Source organism: Fodinicola acaciae (assembly GCF_010993745.1).
In the GTDB taxonomy this organism is placed as follows: domain Bacteria; phylum Actinomycetota; class Actinomycetes; order Mycobacteriales; family HKI-0501; genus Fodinicola; species Fodinicola acaciae.
This window is the reverse complement of sequence record NZ_WOTN01000004.1, coordinates 749586-770111: the sequence shown is the minus strand read 5'-3', so window position 1 is coordinate 770111 and position 20526 is coordinate 749586. Positions and strand designations below refer to the sequence as shown.

Annotated in this window: 19 protein-coding genes; 7 read left to right on the top strand and 12 right to left on the bottom strand. The window is 70.2% G+C overall.

The genetic code is table 11. From position 1 onward, the window contains the following. Nucleotides 1-6 precede the first annotated feature (6 nt). The 3 genes from GNX95_RS39100 to GNX95_RS39090 all read right to left on the bottom strand — a co-directional run bounded on the left by GNX95_RS39100 (nucleotide 7) and on the right by GNX95_RS39090 (nucleotide 3995). Nucleotides 7-648, bottom strand: coding sequence for a sortase domain-containing protein (locus GNX95_RS39100; protein ID WP_163512882.1), 642 nt, complete (start codon nucleotides 646-648; stop codon nucleotides 7-9). Beyond that, entirely contained in the window at nucleotides 645-3011 is a 2367-nt protein-coding gene (locus GNX95_RS39095) for a hypothetical protein (RefSeq protein ID WP_163512881.1), read from the bottom strand. The genes GNX95_RS39100 and GNX95_RS39095 overlap by 4 nt, the downstream gene beginning before the upstream one ends. A 93-nt stretch (nucleotides 3012-3104) precedes the next feature. Then, on the bottom strand, nucleotides 3105-3995 hold the full coding sequence (locus GNX95_RS39090; protein ID WP_163512879.1) for a hypothetical protein: 891 nt from the start codon (nucleotides 3993-3995) through the stop codon (nucleotides 3105-3107). Nucleotides 3996-4352: 357 nt separating this feature from the next. Between GNX95_RS39090 and GNX95_RS39085 the strand changes: the two genes are divergently transcribed. After that, nucleotides 4353-5561: an arginine deiminase gene (locus tag GNX95_RS39085; protein ID WP_281357007.1), complete on the top strand. Its 1209-nt coding sequence runs from the start codon at nucleotides 4353-4355 to the stop codon at nucleotides 5559-5561. A gap of 21 nt (nucleotides 5562-5582) precedes the next feature. Next, nucleotides 5583-6248: a histidine phosphatase family protein gene (locus tag GNX95_RS39080; RefSeq protein WP_163512877.1), complete on the top strand. Its 666-nt coding sequence runs from the start codon at nucleotides 5583-5585 to the stop codon at nucleotides 6246-6248. Nucleotides 6249-6254: 6 nt separating this feature from the next. Here the strand turns inward: GNX95_RS39080 and GNX95_RS39075 are convergent, their stop codons facing one another. The 3 genes from GNX95_RS39075 to GNX95_RS39065 form a co-directional block, all read right to left on the bottom strand. Further along, nucleotides 6255-8240 (bottom strand): hypothetical protein, encoded by a 1986-nt coding sequence (locus GNX95_RS39075; protein WP_163512875.1) that lies wholly within the window; start codon nucleotides 8238-8240, stop codon nucleotides 6255-6257. An 83-nt stretch (nucleotides 8241-8323) separates the two neighbouring features. Next, on the bottom strand, nucleotides 8324-9214 hold the full coding sequence (locus GNX95_RS39070) for a DUF5926 family protein (RefSeq protein WP_163512872.1): 891 nt from the start codon (nucleotides 9212-9214) through the stop codon (nucleotides 8324-8326). A 110-nt stretch (nucleotides 9215-9324) separates the two neighbouring features. Next, nucleotides 9325-9759 (bottom strand): ATP-binding protein, encoded by a 435-nt coding sequence (locus GNX95_RS39065; protein ID WP_222854274.1) that lies wholly within the window; start codon nucleotides 9757-9759, stop codon nucleotides 9325-9327. 56 nt (nucleotides 9760-9815) lie between these two features. Here GNX95_RS39065 and GNX95_RS39060 point away from each other — a divergent pair, with 56 nt between their 5' ends. From GNX95_RS39060 to GNX95_RS39045, 4 genes are all read left to right on the top strand, one after another. Next, entirely contained in the window at nucleotides 9816-10799 is a 984-nt protein-coding gene (locus GNX95_RS39060) for an NAD(P)/FAD-dependent oxidoreductase (protein ID WP_163512870.1), read from the top strand. A 124-nt stretch (nucleotides 10800-10923) separates the two neighbouring features. Further along, the gene (locus GNX95_RS39055; protein ID WP_163512868.1) at nucleotides 10924-11568 is read left to right on the top strand and encodes a TetR/AcrR family transcriptional regulator; all 645 of its coding nucleotides are present in this window, start codon (nucleotides 10924-10926) and stop codon (nucleotides 11566-11568) included. Then, entirely contained in the window at nucleotides 11561-12499 is a 939-nt protein-coding gene (locus tag GNX95_RS39050) for an ATP-binding cassette domain-containing protein (protein WP_246281922.1), read from the top strand. The genes GNX95_RS39055 and GNX95_RS39050 overlap by 8 nt, the downstream gene beginning before the upstream one ends. A gap of 11 nt (nucleotides 12500-12510) precedes the next feature. After that, nucleotides 12511-13344, top strand: a complete 834-nt coding sequence (locus GNX95_RS39045) for an ABC transporter permease (RefSeq protein WP_163512864.1) — start codon at nucleotides 12511-12513, stop codon at nucleotides 13342-13344. A 69-nt stretch (nucleotides 13345-13413) separates the two neighbouring features. Here the strand turns inward: GNX95_RS39045 and GNX95_RS39040 are convergent, their stop codons facing one another. The 6 genes from GNX95_RS39040 to GNX95_RS39015 form a co-directional block, all read right to left on the bottom strand. Beyond that, nucleotides 13414-13761: a rhodanese-like domain-containing protein gene (locus GNX95_RS39040; RefSeq protein ID WP_246281921.1), complete on the bottom strand. Its 348-nt coding sequence runs from the start codon at nucleotides 13759-13761 to the stop codon at nucleotides 13414-13416. Nucleotides 13762-14103: 342 nt separating this feature from the next. Beyond that, nucleotides 14104-15120: an LCP family protein gene (locus tag GNX95_RS39035; RefSeq protein WP_163512860.1), complete on the bottom strand. Its 1017-nt coding sequence runs from the start codon at nucleotides 15118-15120 to the stop codon at nucleotides 14104-14106. Nucleotides 15121-15186: 66 nt separating this feature from the next. Further along, the gene (locus tag GNX95_RS39030; protein WP_163512858.1) at nucleotides 15187-16227 is read right to left on the bottom strand and encodes an LCP family protein; all 1041 of its coding nucleotides are present in this window, start codon (nucleotides 16225-16227) and stop codon (nucleotides 15187-15189) included. A 126-nt stretch (nucleotides 16228-16353) separates the two neighbouring features. Next, entirely contained in the window at nucleotides 16354-16734 is a 381-nt protein-coding gene (locus GNX95_RS39025; protein WP_163512856.1) for a nitroreductase family deazaflavin-dependent oxidoreductase, read from the bottom strand. A gap of 121 nt (nucleotides 16735-16855) precedes the next feature. Next, nucleotides 16856-17938, bottom strand: coding sequence for an LCP family protein (locus GNX95_RS39020; RefSeq protein ID WP_163512854.1), 1083 nt, complete (start codon nucleotides 17936-17938; stop codon nucleotides 16856-16858). Nucleotides 17939-18022: 84 nt separating this feature from the next. Next, nucleotides 18023-19003, bottom strand: a complete 981-nt coding sequence (locus GNX95_RS39015; protein ID WP_222854272.1) for an NAD-dependent epimerase/dehydratase family protein — start codon at nucleotides 19001-19003, stop codon at nucleotides 18023-18025. Between the two features lie 223 nt (nucleotides 19004-19226). On the opposite strand from GNX95_RS39015, the gene GNX95_RS39010 reads away from it, so the two are divergent. Next, on the top strand, nucleotides 19227-20468 hold the full coding sequence (locus GNX95_RS39010; RefSeq protein WP_163512850.1) for a S8 family serine peptidase: 1242 nt from the start codon (nucleotides 19227-19229) through the stop codon (nucleotides 20466-20468). Nucleotides 20469-20526 lie beyond the last annotated feature (58 nt).

Here is a 20526-nt window from a genome sequence, read left to right as displayed (position 1 = left end):
GCCAGCCTAGGCCGTGGCTGTCATGTGTGCGTAAACGACGACGTTGGTCGAGGTTTTGCCGCCGCCGTGCAGGGAGCCGCCGCAGGTGATGATCCGCAGAGTCGGCTCGGCGGTGTTGGCGAAGACCTTGTCGGTCGGCAGCTCGTTGGCCGCGTATTCGGTGATGCTGTCCACCGCGAAGACGACCGTCGTGCCGTCGGCCCGCGCGATCCGGATCTCGCCGCCCGGCTTGAGCGCGCCGAGCTTGGCGAAGACGCCGTGGGTCTTGGTGCCGGTGGAGATGTAGCCGACCAGGATCGCGGCGCCGGTCTGCCCAGGCGTACGCGAGTTCTTGAACCAGGCCGCCTGTGCCGGCTTGGCGGGTTGCTGCAGCGTGTTTCGCGCCGGATCGACGCCAACCTGCTGCAGTGCGCCGTCCACGCCGATCGCCGGGATCGACAGGTGGGTCGGGATGGAATGGCTCAGCGCCGGCGTGCTGGCCGACGGCGTCGGAGCGCCGGACGGTGCCTGTGCCGTCGCCGGCGGTCGGGAGCCTGGCGCCCCGAAGAACAGGGACACCAGGCCATAACCGACGCCCGCCACGACGGCGACGACCACGAGGGTCGCCACCACCGTGACGAAACGCCTTCTGCTTTCTAAACCGCTCATGCCCGCCGGCTACGCCGCCGAGCAACCGAGGCGGCCGCGGCCGCACCGATCAGCAGGCCACCCGCGAGCAGCGCGCCTTCGTTCCAGCCGTCGCTCGCACTGCCGGAGGTGGCGGTGGAGCCGCCACCGGTCTCCGGAGCGCCGGTCGGCACGTCGCCGACCTGCGTGCCGGTGCCACTCTGCGGAGTGCTGGCCGGAGCCGACGGGGTGAAGACGCCGCTGGCGCCGCCACCGGCCTGCGAAGCACCGCCGGTCTGACCCGGCTGGCTGCCCGGCTGGCTGCCGGCCTGGCTGCCGGCCTGGCTGCTGCCCGGCAGGCCCGGCAGGCCGGCGAGCGCGCCGCCACCCTGCGTGCCGCCGTGGCCGTGCATCATGTTGCCGAGCACCTCGGTGCCGCCATCGACAACACCGCCGACACCGCCGAGACCCGGCAGGCTGATGGCGCTCTCGCCGCCGGACAGGCCGCCGACCACCGAGCTCGCGGTCTCGGTGAGCGTGCCACCGAGGCCACTCACGGTGTTGCCGACCGTGCCGAGCAGGTCAGACTGCGCGTGCGTGACCGGATGTGGCTTGGCCGGGGCGACCAGGTGGGTCGTGGTGTCGGTGACCGTGTCGACCGTCGACTCCACGCCTCCGACCACCGAGCCGAGGACCGGCAGGTCCTCGACCGCGCCGACAACGCTTCCGACGACCGGCAGCGAGCCGAGCAGGCCGCCGAGACCGCCGACGCTCGGCAGGCTCGGAGCGCTGGGCAGACTGCCGGCGTCCGGCAGGTCCGGCAGCGACGGCAGGTCACCCAGGCCGGGCAGCTGATCCGAACCCGGCAGGTCGCCGAGGCTGGGCAGGCTCGGCAGGTCGCTCAGACCCGGCAGGCCCGGCAGTGCCGGCGTGGTCGGTGCGTCCACCCCACCGAGCAGCGAGCCGACGACCGGCACCGAGCTCAGGCCGCCGTCGAGATCCGGCAGGCTGGGGTTGTTGGGTACGACGCCGGTGCCCGGCAGGCTCGGCAGGCTGCCCAGACCAGGCAGCTCACCCAGGCCCGGCAGGCCGAGGTCCGGCACGCCAGGCAGGCTCGGCAGGCCGCCGAGATCCGGCGTGTCCGGCAGGCTCGGCAACGTCTGCAGCTGACCCGGGTCCGGCAGCGACGGCAGACCGGCCGTCGGCAGGTCCGGCAACGAGCCGAGCTCCGGCAGGTCAGGCAGCGACGGCAGGCCGAGGTCGGGCAGGCCGGGCAGGCCGTTGGCCGGCAGCGTCTTGTATTGCGGCGCCGGCAGGGTCGACGGCACGCTCGGTACGACGCCACCGGTCGGCAGCGAGCCGAGGCCCGGCAGCTCCGGCAGGTCCGGCAGCGACGGCAGGCTGCCGACGTCCGGCAGGCCGCCGCCTGGCAGGTCACCGAGCACCGGCAGGTCCGGCAAGCTCGGAGTGCTCGGCACCGACGGCAGGCCCGGCAGCGAGCCGACGCTCGGCAGGCCGCTGGGCAGTCCGGTCGCCGGCAGCGTGTGTACGTCCGGCACGCTCAGCGGCAGCGAGCCGAGATCCGGCGCGCTGGGCAACGAGCCGAGGTCGGGCAGGCTCGGCAACGAGCCAACGTCCGGCAGGCTCGGCAGACCAGTGGCCGGCAACGAGTGCGCGTCCGGCAGGTGCACCGGCAGCGAACCCAGGTCCGGCGCGCTCGGCAACGAGCCAACGTCCGGCAGGCTCGGCAACGAGCCGAGGTCGGGCAGGCTCGGCAGCTGGTCCGAACCCGGCAGCGACCCGAGGTCGGGCTTGCCGAGCTTCGGCAGCGCCGGGGTGGTCGGCAGGGTGGGGACCGACGGCGTGCCGAGGTCCGGCAGGCCACCGAGGTCCGGCAGGTCCGGCAGCGCGACATCGCCGCCGCCATGCGCGTCGCCGACGTGGCCGTGTGCCGAGCCACCGTTGGGCGCGACGTGCAGCTCGAGGCCGGCCTGGGACTGCTTGCCGGCCAGCGTCTGCGTGCTGTGCCGGGCCTGGTAGGCGGCGGCCGCCGCCTTCTTGGCGATCGCCGCCTTCTGTGCGGCAGCGGCCTTGGCCGCCGCGACCGCGGACTGGCTGTTGGCTATCTGAAGCGCCTGCTGCGGTGCCGCCTTGGCCTGCGGGGCCAGTACGTGCACCGTGTTGCTGGCGGTCTGCGTCACGTGCGAGGTCGTGGACTGCACGATCGAGGTGACGTTGGACGTGTCGGGAAGTGCGACCGGCGCGGCCCGTGCCGCGTCAGTCAAAGCGCCGCTGGCGTCCGGCGTGTTGGCGGTCTCGGCAGCGTGTGCCGCACCAGCCCCCACTGCCACGAACCCGGCGGTCAGGATCGCTGTCTCCAGCGATCGGCGTACCCACTTGTTCACTGTTTCAGGGCCCTTCTAGTCACTTGGCGTGTGGTCAAGCGCTGTGAGCCGTACGCCGCCTGGCTGGCGGGTCCGAGCTCACCGGGAAGCGACTCAGTCCGGAGAGACAGCCGGCTTGGCGGTGGTATGCAGGATGAATAGATCATCAGTACCAACCGGACCGGACATCGTGGACCCGAGCCCTGACGAGCCGAGCGAGTAGAGCCAGGCGCTCGCGTCCGTGCCGGTGTGACCGGATCCGGACGCCACCGAGAACAACGGCTGCGCCGGGAACGAACCCGGCGCGGCCGGCGAACCGGACGCGCTGATCAGTTGCGCCGCGCCGGCCAGTGGGGCCGTCGCGTGCAGCCGCACCGGTGCCGGCTTGGCGGCCGGCACGCTTGGCAGCAAGTCGGGAAGAGCGCTGCCGGTCGACCCGGACGCCGGCACGGGCGCCGGGACCGGGCGAGCGCTCGGTGGCGCCGGCAGCTGCGGGAGCGGCAGCGGCAGCGGTAGGTCGAGGCAGCACGGCAGCCGGCCGGGGAAGTCGTCCAGGATCGGCTCCGGCTTGTCCGGCTTGCCGCCGACGACCGGCAGGTCGTGCACGACACCTGCGACCGATCCGACAGTGTCGTCGGTGGTCTTCAGCAGGCTGCCGACCGTATGAGTAAGCAGACCGCCGGACGACCGGCCGTCGCGATCGTTGTCGTGGCCAGACCGCACCGGCGCGGAAACCGGCTGGTCGGTCGCGCCGTCAGCCTTGCCTTCGGTGTTGGCGGCGCCGGTCAGGTCCGTGACGCCACCGACGACGGAACCGACCACACTCTGGTTGGGATCGGCCGGCACGGTGTCGGCATATGCGCTCTGCTGCCAGACAGTGGCGGCCAACCAGAAACCGACGGCCACCGCGGCCACCGTCAGCATCACGCGCAGGGCCCGGCTGGCGCGCACACGGCACACCGCGGTGCCGACACCGCACCGTGTCGCGCCGCGCAGATCCAGCACGTGACTCCTTTGGCACCGTTTCCGGCTAGCACTGCCTTGGCGCGCGAGATTACCGGTCTGGCGCACACGACAACAACCAAGGCCCCGTAAATCTCAGTATTTCTGTTGACAGGCGACGGTAAGTCACATTCTCACCACCGGACGCCACCCTGTTTTTCGTTCCAGAGATGGCTTTTCGTTACATGTCGGAGCTGGTCAGACAGCTTTTCCGACAAATAGCACGAAACGTGACATGGCGTACAATTCATCACCAATGCTGACCATCAGTCACGACCGTACGGCACGCATAGCGAATTATGCGCGCCACGTAAGGCTCCTCGGGTTATCCCTGCCGGTGCCGGCGCATATGGTGCTGCTGTGACCGCACCGCCTGCGAAACCGTACGCCGACAGCGAGGTAGGACGGCTGCGCACCGTCATGCTGCACCGGCCGGGACCCGAGCTGAAACGGCTCACCCCACGCAACAACGACGACCTGCTCTTCGACGGCATCCCATGGGTCGGCCGCGCACAGGAAGAGCACGACGCCTTCGCCGAGGCGCTGCGCGGCCACGGCGTCGAAGTGCTCTATCTGGCGGATCTCGTACGCGAGACGCTCGCGGTGCCAGACGCGCGCGCGATGGTGACCGAGGCCGTGCTCGCCGACCCGCGGCTCGGTGTCGGCCTGCGCAAGGCGGTCGGACAGCTGCTGGACACGCTCGAGCCGACCGCGCTCGCCGAGGTCCTGATGGCGGGTCTCGCGCACCACGAGCTGCGCACCGGCCGCGACACGCTCACGTACACGCTGATGGACGAGCACGACTTCGTCATCGACCCGCTGCCGAACCTGCTGTTCACCCGCGACTCCAGTGTGTGGATCGGCGACCAAGTGGCGGTGACCAGTTTCGCGATGCCGGCCCGGTCGCGCGAGACCACGCTCACCGAGGCGATCTACACGCACCATCCGCGGTTCGCCGGCACCGAGCTGGTGTACGAGCCGGGCTTCGAGCACGTCGAAGGCGGTGACGTGCTGCTGCTCGCCCCCGGCGTGATCGCGGTCGGCGTCGGCGAGCGTACGACCCCGGCCGGTGCCGAGCGGCTGGCACAGCGGGTCTTCGAGCGCGGCCTGGCGCACACCGTGCTGGCGCTGCCGATCGCGCAGGAACGCGCCACGATGCACCTGGACACGATCTGCACGATGGTCGACGTGGACGCGGTGGTGATGTATCCGAACATCGCCGACAGCCTGGTCGCCTACACGATGACGGCCGGCGAGCAGCCCCGGCTGACCGGGCCGGAGCCGTTCCTGACCGCGGCGGCGAAGGCGATGCGGATCGACATGCTGCGGGTCATCGACACCGGCCTCGACCCGGTCACCGCCGAGCGCGAGCAGTGGGACGACGGCAACAACACGCTGTGCATCGAGCCGCGGCTGGCGGTCGCGTACGAGCGCAACATCGAGACCAACGCGCGGCTGGAGGAGGCCGGCATCGAAGTCGTCCGGATCGCCGGCTCCGAGCTCGGCAGCGGACGCGGCGGGCCACGCTGCATGTCCTGTCCGGTCAGCCGCGAGCCCCTGCAGCGGTAGACCGGGGAGGGACGCGCGGCGATGGAACGTCAGGTCATCGCCGTACGCCACGGGGAAAGCGCGGCCAACGCGGCCTTCGCGATCGCCGACCGGACCGGCGTGGAGCCGACCGGCCTGCCACCGCGCGACGCGGACGTGGTGCTGACCGAGACCGGCCGCCGCCAGTCGCTGGCGCTCGGCCGCTGGCTGGCCGGCCTGCCGTCCGGCGAACGGCCACAGGTCATCCGGTCATCGGTGTTCGTACGCGCACGAGCCACCGCCGAGCTGATCAGCGAAGCGTTCACGCCGGCGCCGCCGCTGTCACTGGACGAGCGGCTGCGCGACCGTGACATGGGGGCCTTCGAGCTGCTCACCGCCGGTGCCATCCGGCGCCGGTTTCCGCAGGAGTCGGCTCGCCGCGACCGGGTCGGCGACCTCTTCTACCGGCCGCCTGGCGGCGAGTCGCTGGCCGATGTCGGCATCCGGGTCCGCGGCGTACTGGCCGAGCTGGACGACCACCGCACGCTCATCGTCGCGCACGACGCGGTCGTACTGATGCTTCGCTATGTGCTCGAAGGCCTCAGCGAGGACGACCTGCGCTCGGTCGTACGCGACGACCCGGTGCGCAACTCGTCGGTGACGCGCTGGCGGCGGCGCGGTGACCGTTGGGAACTCCTCGACTACAACCGGCTCGACCACCTCGGCTGAGCTTGGCTATTTGCTCGGCCGGTGTGGTGACTGGCGAGGACGCGGCTGCTCCTGCGGCAGTGACGCGCGGCGTTCGCGGGGTTGGCCGGAGCCACCACGGCCCCGGGCCTGCTCGCGCGCGCGGCGGGCGCGGTCGAGGAGGTCGCGAGCGCGTTGCGCCTCGGCGGCCGGCAGCGGCGCGGCCAGGTCACCTTGTGGTGGTGGCTCGGCGCGCGACGGCAGCGGCGGAAGTGGTTGCTGGGGTTGGTCGGCTGGCTGGACACCCGGCGGTGCCTGGCGCACGGCTGGCGCGGCGGCGGCAGGGGGCTGCGTACGCGGTGGTGCCGGGCGCGCCTGTGGCGCGCTGACGGCAGGTGGCACGACCGGTGTGGCTGGCGGCGTGACCGGTGGAGTGGCCGGCGGCGCAGGTGTGCTCGGCGGCGTTGACCGGAGGTCGATCGGCGACTGGTCGGCCTGGACGACGTGGACCGCCGGAGGCGGCTCGACAGGCGGCCCAGCTGACGGCCCAGTTGACGGCTCGGCAGGCGTACGCGGTGGTTCGGCCGGTCCGTCGACCTTGGCGGCCTGGTTGCCGCGGAACTGCGAGCTGACCAGTGGCTCCGGCGGCTCGCCGCCGCCTTCGGCCCTGGCCAGCTTGGCGGCCTCCCTGCCGCTCGTGACATCGCTCGGGGTCTGCTTGTCGCCAGGCTTGGCGCGATCCCACAACTTGCCGAGAATGGACTGCTTTTCCTCTTCCTCCGCCGCGGCTGCTCCCGCGGCCGCACCGGCGGCGACGCCGGCTTCGGCACCTGCCACTCCGGCGGTCGTTCCAGTGGCCGCCGCCGCACCGCCGGTCGCCGTAGCAACGGTCGCCGTACCAGCGGCAGCGGTCTCGGCAGCCGCCGCGCCGGCGGCTCCAGCGACGCCGGCCGCCGCACCACCGGCGGCCGCGACCGGAGCCGCGGCGGCCAACTCCGCGGCGGTCACCGGACGCGGACGTGCCGCGGCCGGCGCCAACCGCGTGCCGTCGGCCGCACGGCCCTGTGCCATGTAGACAACGACGGGCTCTGCTCCGCGGAGCGCGGGAGCCACGTGCTGTGCGTACGTCGAGGCGGCGTACGCACCCTGGGTCACGACACCGACCGCCGGCACGGCCGCGCCAGCGGCGCGAGCACCGTAGATCGCGGTCGACGCCTGAAGGCCGTACTGCGTGTGCAGGAACTGGTCGACGACGTTGCCGAAGGACTTCACCGCCGCCTTCGAGCTGCGGCCGCTGCCTCCGCCGCCCCCACCGATGCGCCACATCAGCGACATGTCGGCGGCGGCCGTGCCGGTGGCCTCCATGGAGTCGATGAGGCCGGACAGATAGTCGCCGACCGCGCGCCGGCCGAGGCCGAGCTTGTTGATCAGCCGGCCGTCCGGCGTCTCCTCCACCGGCGTCGCGGCCACGCCTTCCTGCCACAGCTTGCTCGACACGACGGTGGCGAAGTGCTTGTTGGACAGCCGGTTGTCCTCGCCGGCCGGTGCACTCGGATCGGCGGCGACATACTCACCGGTCTGCGGGTCGATGACATCGCCGGCCCAGAACATCCGTGCGGCGTCCGGTCGGCCCGGGTCGAGGTCGAAGTATGGCTCGCCGGCCTCGACCGCCTCGATGCCGCGGGCCATCCAGCCGAGCACGTCCAGCGGCCCGCTGATCGGCCGGCCGTCGACGCGTACGCCGCGAGCCTGCAGCTCCGCGATGACCTGCGCGAACGCGGCCGCCACGCCGTCCGGGGTGGACAGCGCCAGGTCCTCGGCACGGGCCGCCGCGCGCAACGCCTCGATGATGTCGTCGAACTGGTCGCCGTGCAGGCAGTCGAGTGCGGCGCGCAACGCCTCGACCGCCTCGGCATCGCCGTCGGCGAGGTCGAGGCCGTCCTCCTCGGCGGCCTCCGGCCCGAGCTCCGCCTCGGCCGCCACGGCGACTGGTTCGTCGCCGCCGGCCGGTGGTTCCGCCGCGCTCTCGGTCACTGTTCGTACGGTAGTCGTGTCAGCGCCGCGACACGACCATCCGAGGCCGCGGGTTCACGGCCTATCCGGGCCTCGCATAGTCGTCAGCGCAGGGTCATCTGGCGCAGTCGCAGTCCGTCGCGTACGCGGCGCTCGGCGGCGGTCATCGGCTCGGTGGACGCCTCGGCCGCGGTCAGTGCCTCGTACGTCGCCGCCACGGCGGCCTCCCAGCGCTGCGCGGTCTGCTCCTCCGGCAGGTCCCACACCGGGATGAGCAGGCCGTGTGCGCGGTAGGTGCCGACGAACCGCGAGCCCTCGCCCAGGCTGAGCTGGTCGGTCGCGTACACGCGGGACAGCGCGCCGAGCGCGGCGTCCTCCGACCACGGCAGCACCCAGCGCAGCTGCGGCTTGCCGCCGGACCGGCACCAGTACGCGGACGGCGCGGCGGCCAGCCGGACGGTCGCCTCCATGACCGAGTTGGCGCGCTTCATCGCCGCGGTGACCTCGGCGTCGACCGGCTCGACGATGTTCAGCCAGTAGTCGAAGCTGGGGTGGATCCGCAGGTCCAGGGGCTCCGGCTCGACCAGGTCCTGCAGCCGGCGACCGGGGCCTGGCAGCCCGGAGACGACGACGCGGTGGTTGGGCGGCGCGGTCAGCGCCAGCTCCAGCGCCTGCGCGAGGTCGCGGCTGAGGTCACCGGACCGCGCCGGGGCGTGGACGCCGATCATCCAGCGGCCGTCCGGCGTACACAGGCCCGGCCAGGTCAACGGCAGCACGGTGGCGAGCGTGACCTCGGTGCCGGCGAGCCGCTCGCCGGCGGCGGCGGTGAGCCGGACGGTCGCGGTGGCCGACGGCACGACCTCGCGCATCGCCACCCATTCGCTCTCCGAGCCCAATCCCTCGAACGGACGGCTCACGAAGGTGTCGGCGGCACGACTGGCTCGCTTGTCCCGGACCCGTACGGCCCGACGTTCACGCGCGGCGGTTTTGCTCACGACGGCAGCTCCCTTGGTCACCGTTGCGGACCCGCCGAGCGTAAACGGACGAACTCCTGCCAACCGACACGGGGTGGGACACTCAGTGTGGTCGACCGACTACGACGCTGTCAGGAGGCCGCCTCCAGTGGCACCCGCTTCTGCCGGAGCACGGCCCAGACCGACTGGCCGGGATGTTCGCTCTCGACACCCCAGTCGGCCGCCAGCGTGGCGACGATGCGCAGGCCACGGCCGGTCTCGGCGTCCAGTGGCGTGTCCACCTCGTGCGGAAACTCGGCGGAGTTGATCGCGCCGCCGTCGGTGACCCGTACGGTGACCTCGTGGCTGTCGGCGCTGCCCACCAGCTCCCAGGCGATCCGCAACACGCCGCCCGGCAGCGGATTGGCGTGCCGGACCGCGTTGCCGACCAGCTCGGAGACCAGGATCTCCACGTCGTCGGTCAGCTCCGCGGAGACGCGCCTGGCCCCCAGCTCGCGGCTCAGCTCCCGGCGTACCGCGGCCGCGCTGCGCGGGTCGTGCGGCACATCACGGATAGCCAGCGTCACCGATGTCAGCCTCCGTCCCGATAATCTGTAACAAATCTTCGTAGATGGTGCACAACATGTCCAGGGTTAACGGCAACGTCGCACGCAGCGACGAGACCACCACTGTCTTAGTTATCGGCGCCGGCATCGCTGGCGTTTCGTGCGCGCGACGATTGATTTCCGGCAATCTGTCCGTTGAGGTCCGGGAAGGCACCGAAACGTCCGGTGGTCGGATGTTCGCGCCGCGACTGCACGGCCGTCCGGTCGACCTGGGAGCCTCATACTTCACCGTCCGATACCCTGACTTTTCCGACATAGTGGCGCATTGGGTCAAGCGCGGTCTCGCCAGGGGATGGACAGAGAGTTTTCACGCGTATGCGCCGGGTGGTGAAACGACCGTCAGCGCCGGCCCGCTCCGCTACGCCGCTCCGGCCGGCCTGACCTCGCTGGTCCGCGACCTGGCCGCTGACCTGCCGATACGCTACGACGCTCCGGTGCGCCGCGTCGGTCCCGGTCCGACCGCGGACGGCCAGCCGTACGCCGCGGTCGTGTTGGCGATGCCGGACGCGTCCGCGCTGCACATCCTCGACGAATCGCTTGCCGAGGAACGCGCCGCTGTCGAATGGGACTGGGATCCGGTCGTCGCGGTCGCGACCGGCTATCCGGACCGGTCGTGGCCGTTCGTGGACGGCGCGTTCGTCAACGACCATCCGGTGCTGAGCTTCGTCGCCGACGATGGCGCGCGCCGGGGCGATGGCGCGCCGGTGCTGGTCGCGCACTCGACCACCGCCTACGCGCGCTCCCTCGGTCCTGCCGACGACCCCGCCGGACCGATGCTCGAGGCACTCCGCGAGCTCGTCCCGGCCACACCTTACTGGGTCCACACGCACGTCTGGCCGCGCGCACGGCCCGTACGCGGTCGCGGTGATGACCCGACCTTTCACCTCGGCGACGCGATGGTCGGCCTCTGCGGCGACTCGTGGGGCTCGCCGCGCGTGGAGACGGCCTGGTCCTCCGGGGCCGCGCTCGGCTCCGCCCTCCTCGGCCGCCTCCAGGCGTGAGCACGCATGGCCACCATGCGTGCGTTGGGTGCACGCATGGTGGCCATGCGACCCTCACCACAGTCATGAGTGAGTGCTCACTCATTCCTTGACTGAGTGAGGACTCACTCATAAGCTCGTCGTCATGGAGAAGGAGCAGGGCCGGCGCCGGGCGCCGGCGATGAGCGTCGAGGACCGCCGAGCGGCGATCGTCAAGGCGGCGCTTCCGCTGGTCATGGAACACGGCGCCAACGTCACGACCAAGCAGGTGGCGCAGGTCGCCGGGATCGCCGAGGGCACCGTCTTCCGCGCCTTCGCCGACAAGGACGAGCTGATCCGCGTCTGTGTGGTCGAGGCGTTCCGGATGGACGAGGCGGTCGACCGGATCCGGCAGACGGGCGCCGATGTGCCGCTGGACGACCGGCTGCGTACGGCGGCGACGATCCTCTACGAGCAGATGTCCCGCATCGGCGTGCTGATGCAGGCACTCGCCGCGTCCGGCTATGACATGCGCAAGCAGTACGACTCGAAAGACGATCAGGACGGTCCGCACAAGTTCTTCGTCAACGTGACGGAGGCGGTCGGCGACCTGATCGCCTACGACCAGGACCGGCTGACGATCCCGGCCAGCCACGCGGCGCAGCTGTTCCTGAGCCTCATCTTCGGCATCCGCACCCGCTATGGCGCCACCACGACGACCGACGCGGAGAACGCGGCCTATTTCGACGAGATCACCCGGATCCTGCTGCACGGCGCGATCCGGTCGGACCTGGAGGAAAACCGTGACTAACCCCATCATCGAGGCGGCCGGGGTCACCGTGACGTTCGGCAAGGTCACCGCGCTGGACAGCGTGGACCTGACCGTCGAGCAAGGCACCGTCATGGGTCTGCTCGGCCATAACGGGGCCGGCAAGACGACCCTGGTCAACGTGCTCACCACGCTGCTGCCGCCGACCGGCGGCACGGCCAGGGTCGCCGGCTTCGACGTGGTCGGCCAGGGCCACCAGATCCGCTCACGGATCGGCCTGACCGGCCAGTTCGCCGCAGTGGACGAGGAGCTCAGCGGCCGCGACAACCTGGTGCTGATCGCCAGGCTGCTCGGCGCCACCAACGCCGAGGCCAGGCAGCGCGCCGACGAGCTGCTGGAGCTGTTCGAGCTGACCGAGGCGGCCAAGCGGCCGGCGCGGACGTACTCGGGTGGCATGCGCCGCCGGCTCGACCTGTCCGCCAGCCTGGTCGGCCATCCGGACGTGATCTTCCTGGACGAGCCGACCACCGGCCTCGACCCGGCCAGCCGGCTGGGGATGTGGAAGATCGTCGAGTCGCTGGTCGGCGACGGCACGACCGTGCTGCTCACGACCCAGTATCTGGACGAGGCCGACCGGCTGGCCGACGCGATCACCGTGCTGGCCGGCGGCCGCGTGGTGGCCAGCGGCACCGCCGCGCAGCTCAAGTCGCAGGTCGGACAGCGCTCGGTGACCGCGACACTGGCCGACGACAGCCAGTCCGAGCGTGCCGTCCAGGTGCTCCGGCGGGCCGGCCTGGACCCGGCGTACGACCAGGCCCGCAGGACGATCTCCAGCCCGGTGACCGCCTCGGCGCAGCTCGCCACCGTCGTACGCGCGCTCGACGAGGCCGCCATCGAGGTCAGCGAGCTGGCGCTCGGCGAGCCGACGCTGGACGACGTCTACCTCGCTCTTGCTCACTCCACCGCGGCCTGAAGGACTCGGACATGACGACGACATTGACCAAAACCCTCGAAGAAACGCCAGAACGCCAGCGTGACTGGCGCGGCGCCGGCGTCGGCACGCAGATCGCCGTACTCACGGCGCGGTCTCTGCGCAAGTTCGTGACCAACCCGCGGCTGATCGTCTTCAGCCTGCTGCAGCCGCTGATCATGCTGCTGCTGTTCAGCCAGGTCTTCGGCAAGGCGATCGTGGGGTCCGGCGCGACCGCCGGCGGCAGCTACATCAACTACCTGATGCCGGCGATCCTGGTGACCACCGGCATCGGCGCCTCGCTGCAGTCCGGCGTCGGCCTGATCAGCGACTCGAAGAACGGCGTGCTCGCGCGCTTCCGGTCGCTGCCGATCCAGCTCAGCACGGTGCTGGTGGCCCGCAGCCTGAGCGACCTGGTGCGTACGGCCGTCCAGCTGGGCATCCTGCTGGTCTTCGCGGCCGTTCTGTTCGGCTTCAGCCCGACCGGTGGCTTCGCCGGGGTGACCGCCTCGCTGCTGCTGGCGCTGGCCGTCAGCTGGGCGCTTACCTGGGTCTTCCTGGCGATCGCTGCCTGGCTGCGCAACGAGGAGTCGATGCAGACGGTCGGCTTCCTGGCGATGTTTCCGCTGATGTTCGCCTCCAGCGCCTTCGTACCGCTGGCCAGCCTGCCGACGTGGCTGAAGGTGGTGGCGACGATCAACCCGCTCACGTACGCGGTGGACGCCTCACGCAACCTGTCGCTGGCGCTGCCGGTGCACGGCGGCGTGATCTCGGCCCTGGCCGCCAGTGCGGCGTTGGCCGTGGTCGGCATCGCCTTCGCGGTGCGTGGCTTTCGCCGGCCGGCCTGAGCCGGCCGTTACATTCGGAATCCGATTGCGTCGACGGTGGCCCGGCAGCGCGCCGGGCCACCGGCGTCTCTAGAGGACGTACGGCTCGCCGGAGTCGGCCTCCATCGGCCGGCCGGCGGCCGACCAGGCGTTCATGCCGCCGTCCAGGTTGACCGCGTCGTTGATGCCCTGCGCCTGCAGCCAGGCGACCACCCGGGACGACCGGCCGCCGCCGCGGCAGGCGACCACGATCGGCTTGTCGTCGGGCAGCTCGTCGAGCCGCGCCGGCACGTCGGCCATCGGGATGTGGACCGCGTTGGGCGCGTGACCCGCATCCCACTCGTTGTGCTCGCGGACGTCGAGCAGATAGGCGTCGGCTGGCACCTCGCCGACGGTGATACTGGGAACCGAGTTGGCCGCGTTCGGCTGCACCGGCACACCTCCATCGTGAATCTCACCGGGTTCTCCGCCCCCGTCAGCATGACTCATAGCCGATGAGCAGCGGCAACAACCCCTCGACAAAATGGTGCCATGGCAGACGTACGACAGCTGGCCGGCCGCCCGCTGGAGCCTCGCGAGCTGATCCCGTCGCTGGCGGCGGACGCGGTCGACCTGCGCTAGCCGTTGGCGTTGCTAACGGACGGCGTACGCGGCCCGAAACTGTCGGTGGCACCTGGAAACGTTGAAACCGGGGGTCCCCCAAGCGGGGCGCCGGATTTTGCCGCCCCCGAGCCAGAGTTCCAGGTGAGGCCGACAGTTTCGGCGACCGGAGCGAGAGGGTCAGCGCCCCTTCGTGACGTCGTTCGGCGGATATTTCTTCAGGTACGCGTCGATCGTCTCGGTCTTGATGGCACTGAAGAGCTGCTGCGCCTTGTCGGTGTCGACCCGGTTGGCGATGCCGAACTCGCTGTGCACGTAACCGGCGAACGGCAGCGTCACGAACTTGACCCCGCTCGGCCGGACGTCGCGCAGCTGGAACGCGAGATCCTTGACCGGCAGGCCGGAGTCGACCTGGATCGACGCGGTGCCGGCGGTCAGCAGCGCGTCGAGCTTCGCCGGGTTGGTCAGTACGCCGGTGTCGGTCGCCTTCTTGAGCAACGCGTGCAGAAACTGCTGCTGCCGCTTCACCCGGTCGAAGTCGCCTTCGGTGAGGCCATAGCGCTGCCGTACGTAGACCTCGGCCAGCTTGCCGTCGAGGTGGTTCCAGCCGGCTGGAAACTTGTAGTGCGTACGGCCGTCGACGACGGCCTTCTCGACGTAGACATCGACGCCGCCGACAGCGTCGGTGACCGTGTGCAGCGCCTTGAAGTCGACGATCACGACGTGATCGATGGTGAGCCCGCTGAGCTTCTGGATGGTCTTGACCAGCAGCTGCGGACCGCCGTAGGCCACCGCGGCGTTGATCTTGTTCTTGCCGCCGTCCCACTTGCCTTTCTGCGGTGGGATGGTCACATACGAGTCGCGCGGAAACGAGACGGCATAGCCGCGGTCCATCGATCTGGGCAGGTGGAACAGCATGATCGTGTCCGCGCGACTGCCGTAGACGCCCTGGTAGGACCGGTCATTGCCGGAGTTGTCGACGCCGATCACCAGGATGTTCAGCGGACCGGTGACCGGCCGGTGGCTCGGCTGGCCGGACGGCAGCAGGTCGCTGGAGCGGGAGATGTTGCGGTCATAGCGGTCGGCGATCGCGTACGCACCGACCAGCGCGGAGGCCGGCAGGATGGTCAGTATGGCACCGAGGACGACGCAGAGCCGGGCCCACATCGGCGCACGGCGCTTCTTGGTGGCAGGCAAGGCGGAGTTCCCTTTGGTCGACGCTGGCCAAGCCTCACCATAACAACGCAGTTGGTAAAGAAAGCGTCAAGCGCCGTGCTGGACGTTGTTCGGTGGATGCTTCTTCAGATATGTCGGCATGGCGTCGGCGCGCAGCGCGTGCGACAGGTCACGGATGCCGCTCTGTGACGGGATCTCGTAGTCGACGCCGCCCATCTGCTCCGACCCGGACATCGGCAGCGTCGAGAAGGTCACGTTGGCCAGCGACATGCCGCGCAGCGCGAAGGCCAGGTCGCGCACCGGAAAGGACTTGTCGACGGTCAGCGACGAGGTCACCGCGGTGAGCAGGTCGTCCAGCCGGAAGGGGTTGGCCAGCACGCCGGTGCTGGTGGCCTTGGCGGCCAGCGCGCGCAGGAACTGCTGCTGCCGTTTGATCCGGTCGTAGTCCGAGCCAGGCAGGTTGTAGCGCTGGCGTACGTAAATCTCGGCCAGCTTGCCGTCGAGGTGGTTCACGCCTTTCTTGAAGACATAGTGCGTGCGGCCGTCCTGGACGGTCTTGTCGACCACCACGTCGACGCCGCCGACCGCGTCGGTGATCTTGTGCAACGCGTCGAAGCTGACGACGACCACGTGATCGACGGTGATCTCCAGCATCTCCTGCACGGTCTGGATGAGCAGCGGCGCGCCACCGTAGGAGAAAGCGGCGTTGATCTTGGTGCTGCCGTGGCCGGGGATGTGCACGTACGAGTCACGCGGCAGCGAGATCGCGTCGGCGGTGGTCAGCGTCTTGTTCAGGTGCACCAGCATGACCGTGTCCGACCGGGTGCCGTAGACGCCTTGGTAGGACCGGCTGTTGCCGGAGTTGTCCACGCCGACGACCAGGATGTTCATCGGCCCCTCGACCTTGCCGGTCGGCGCGATCGTCGGCGACGCCGACTTGGCGGTCTGCGGCAGCAGGTCCTGCCGTGCGATCTGGCTGTCATAGCGGCCGACCAGCGCGTACGCGACCCCCAGCCCGCCGCCGGCCAGCACCACGACGACCAGGCCGGCGATCAGCGTCCAGCGCAACCACCGCCGGGGCCGCCGCCTCGTGGCCGGCTGTTCGTCCGCGCCGCTCTGCTCGCTCACCAGTCCTCCTGAGGCGGTCGTTACCTCAAGAACGCACGACCGGCCGGTTTGGTTGGGGTCGTGGCCTGTTTCCGCCACCGTCCCGGTGATCGGCGATTATGCCGGAAGCCGGCGCGGCTGACCTGTTCAGCGCGGTTGCAGCTCGAGAAACTCGGTGACCTTCGCGCGGCCGAGGATGAGGCGTACGACCAACGGCATGTCGCTGCGGGCGGGATCCTCGTAGAGCCGCGGCGCGGTGAGCGGGATGAATCTGCTGCGTACGTGCAGCTGGCAGCCGCCGGCGGCGAGGACGTTACGGACCCAGTCGGCTTCAGAGCCGTAGGTCAACGCGAAGACGTATCCGTGGGAGGTCCGGAAGTAGTTGACCGGCGTGCGATAGGTGGCACCCGACTTGCGACCACGGTGCACCACCACCGCGAACCCCGGCAGCCACGGCCCGAGCGGTCCGGTGACGCGGTTGAGGCCGCGCTTGTTGAAACGGGCGACAGAACGGGACATCGGCGACATCGGTCCTCCCCCAAGGTCGGGACTCAGCATAACTCATCACTCGATGAATTACCTGTCGGGAACGGCCAGAAGCCCTTCTCCGGTCTCGTACGGACCGGAGAAGGGCTTCTGGTGGGAGGGACTAGTTGCCGCTGTCGGCGTTGTTGGTCTTGTTGCTCTGCACCCACTGCGCCATGGTGTCGTTGTTCACGGCCTTGAACAACGACGCCGCCTTTTCCTTGTCGGACTTGACATAGCTGACGCCGTTCATCGTCACGCTGCCGACGTTGGGCATGGTCACGAAGGTGACGTCCTTGCCGCGCAGCCCCTTGAACTGGAACGCCATGTCGACCAGTGAGAAGTCGTTGTCGACGGTGACCGACTTGGTGGCCGCGTCGAGGAACGCGTTGAGCTTGCCGGGGTCGGTCAGCGTGCCGCTGGAGGTGGCCTTGGCCAGCAGCGCCTTGAGAAACACCTGCAGCCGCTTCTGCCGGTCGAAGTCCGAGCCGGGCAGGCCATAGCGCTGCCGTACGTAGTCGAGCGCGGCGGTGCCGTCGAGGTGGTTGACACCCTTGGTGAAGGTGCGCTTGCTGCGCGGGTCGGTGGTCGTCTTCGCGACCGTCACGTCGACGCCGCCGAGCGCGTCGGTCATCGTCTTGAAGCCCTGGAAACCCACGACCATCAGGTGGTCGATCTTCACGTCGGTGAAGCCTTCGACGGTCTGGATCAGCAGCGGCGCGCCGCCGTAGGAGTAGGCGGCGTTGATCTTGGTCTTGTAACCGCCTTCGCCGTTCTTGGCCTTCGGCACGAAGACGTACGTGTCGCGCGGGATGGAGATCAGGTAGGCCTTGTCGTGGCTGGCCGGCACGTGCAGCAGCACGATCGCGTCCGTGCGCTGGCCGGACACGCCCTGGTAACCGCGGCTGCCGTCGGCGTTGTCGTCGCCGACCAGCAGCATGTTGATCGCGCCGTCGACCGTCTTGTGCGGCCGGTCGCTGGACAGTCCGGCGAACGGGTCGGTGCGCTTGAGGTTGCCGTTCAGGCCGGCCACGCGAGCGGCCGCGTAACCGCCGACACCGAGCAGCAGCACGAGCACCGCCGCGCCGGCGATCAGCGAGATCAGCTTCCAGTTGCGTCGCGGCGTGACCGTGCGGCCACGGTAAACCGTGCCGCCGGCTCCATTGCCTGGCGGACCTGGCGGTCGCGTTCTCGTCGGGTTAGCCACAGCTGCGAGGGTACCCCGGTGGCGCTCAGGATCCGGGCCCGCACGGCGTCACCCGGACAAATCGCGACGAGCGGCTGAGGCTACCTAAGCCTTCAGAGGTATGCCGATCTTGGCGGCCAGATCCTCGATCGTACGGCGCAGTCCCTCTTTGGGCGCGACCTGCGGCTGGTAACCCAGCTCGGTGCTGATCCGGGTCAGGTCGGGCCGGCGGACCAGCGGGTCGTTCTCCGGCAGCGGCAGGTAGCTGAACTCGGACTTGGAGCCGATGATGTCGCGGATCAGCTCAGCCAGCTCGTGCATGGTCATCTCGTGCTCGGTGCCGCAGTTCATCGGCCCGGTCTGGTCCGAGTCGAGCAGCAGCAGGATGCCGTTGACCAGGTCGGACACGTAGCAGATGGACCGGGTCGTGCGGCCCTCGCCGTAGAGCGTGATCGGCTCGTCGGCCAGCGCCTGCGCGATGAAGTTGGGGATGGCGCGGCCGTCGTCGATGCGCATCCGCGGACCGTACGTGTTGAAGATGCGGACGATCCGCACGTCGACGCCGAAGTTGCGGTGATAGGCCATCGTGATCGCCTCGGCGTAGCGCTTGGCCTCGTCGTAGACCGCGCGCGGACCGGTGGAGCTGACGTTGCCGTAGTAGCTCTCCGGCTGCGGGTGGACCTGCGGGTCGCCGTACACCTCGGAGGTGGACGCGAGCAGGAACCTCGCGCCGTGCTCGCGGGCCAGGTCGAGACAGTTCTGCGTGCCCTGCGAGTTGACCCGCAGGATCTCCACCGGGATGCGGCCGAAGTCGGCCGGCGAGGCCGGCGAGGCGAAGTGCGCGACCACGTCGAACTTGCCGTCCACCGGCAGCGCCTCGGCCAGGTCGCCGACCGACACGTCCGCGGAGACGAAGCTGAACCGCGGCTCGTCGGCCAGATGCGCGATGTTGTCGGCCGTGCCGGTCACGTTGTTGTCGACCGCCACGACTTCGCAGCCGCGGGCCAGGAACCCGTCGACCAGGTGGCTGCCGACGAACCCGCCGCCGCCGGTGACCAACACTCGGTGACCCGCTCCGTACCCCACGTCAGCACTCAACTCCGTCTCGATTCCGCATTGACATCGGCAGGGTACCGGGGGGACCTCGCGCGAGCATTGGCCGGTCGGTTTCGTCCGCCCGTACGGGCAGCGGCCGCCGGGTTAGGCTTGGCCTGATCTTCCGGCCCGTTCAGGGTGTGTCACGGGTCCGGGACCTCCGGATGAGGAGTCGGCGATCTTCGACCGTACGAGGCTGCGGACCGGTGTCGCGGTGCTGCTCGTCCTGTTGGTGCTCGGCTCGGTCGGGACCGGCGCGCCGGCCGCCGCCTTCCCCATCCGCGCTCACCAGTGGTATCTCGGTCCGCTGGAGATTCCGCAGGCGCAGCAACAATCCCGCGGCCGCGGCGTACTGGTGGCGGTGATCGACAGCGGTGTCGACGACACCATCCCGGAGCTGGCCGGCAAGGTCCTCCCCGGCTCCGGTTTCGGTCCCGGCGCCGGCACCGACGGACGCCGTGACCTCGGCAGCACCGGCCACGGCACCGCGATGGCGTCGCTGATCGCCGGCGGCGGCTCGTCCAACGAGGTGCTCGGCGTGGCGCCGGACGCGACGATCCTGCCGATCTCCGTACTGGCCGACCAGGGCGCGCCGTCGAGCGCGATCGCCGAGGCGCTGCGCTATGCCGTCGATCACGGCGCCAAAGTGGTCAATCTCTCGCTCGGCGCGCCCGGTGCGGCCGGTGCCGACATGCGGGAGGCCGTGGACTATGCGCTGTCCCGCGACGTTGTCGTCGTCGCCGCGGCGGGAAACGTGGCCAGCGGGGACGTACGCGTGGCCAATCTCGCAAGCCTTCCCGGCGTGATCGCGGTCTCCGGACTGACCAGGGACGGCACCGCCTGGAGCGGCTCGGCCAAGGGACCGCAGACCGTCGTGTCGGCGCCGGCCACCAACATCCTGGTCGCCACGCCGTCGCGCAACGACCCGCACTACGCGCTCGGCAGCGGTACGAGCCAGGCCACCGCGCTGACCTCTGGAGCGATCGCCTTGCTACGCGCGCGATATCCGTCGATGAACGCTGCCAACATCATCGAGCGGCTGATCGCCACGGCCCGCGACCTCGGCCCGGCCGGCCGCGACGACTCGTTTGGTTTCGGGGAGATCCAGCCGTACAAGGCACTGACCGCCGACGTGCCGGTGGTCTCGGCCAACCCGCTGCTGAGCGACACGCCGACCACCCGTACCGACCCGGAGGCCTCCCCCGGCCACCTGCAACCGGTGCCGATCCAGCCGGCGCCGATGCAGCCCGGCCCCTCCGACGAACCCGTCCGGCAGCCGCAGGCCGGTGCCGCGCCGGACGACTCCGGCAGCATGCTGCTGATGGCCGCCGCGATCGGCGTGGCGATCGGACTCGGGATCACGGTCATCTCGTCGATCGCGATCGCGCTGTTTCGCCGCAGCGAGCGCGTACGCGCGCGTCGCGAGGCGTACCAGTGGCCGCAGTATCCGATGTAGGTGACCGCTGTCGGCCGTGGCGGATGCACGCATGGTGGCCATGCCTGCGTTCACCTTG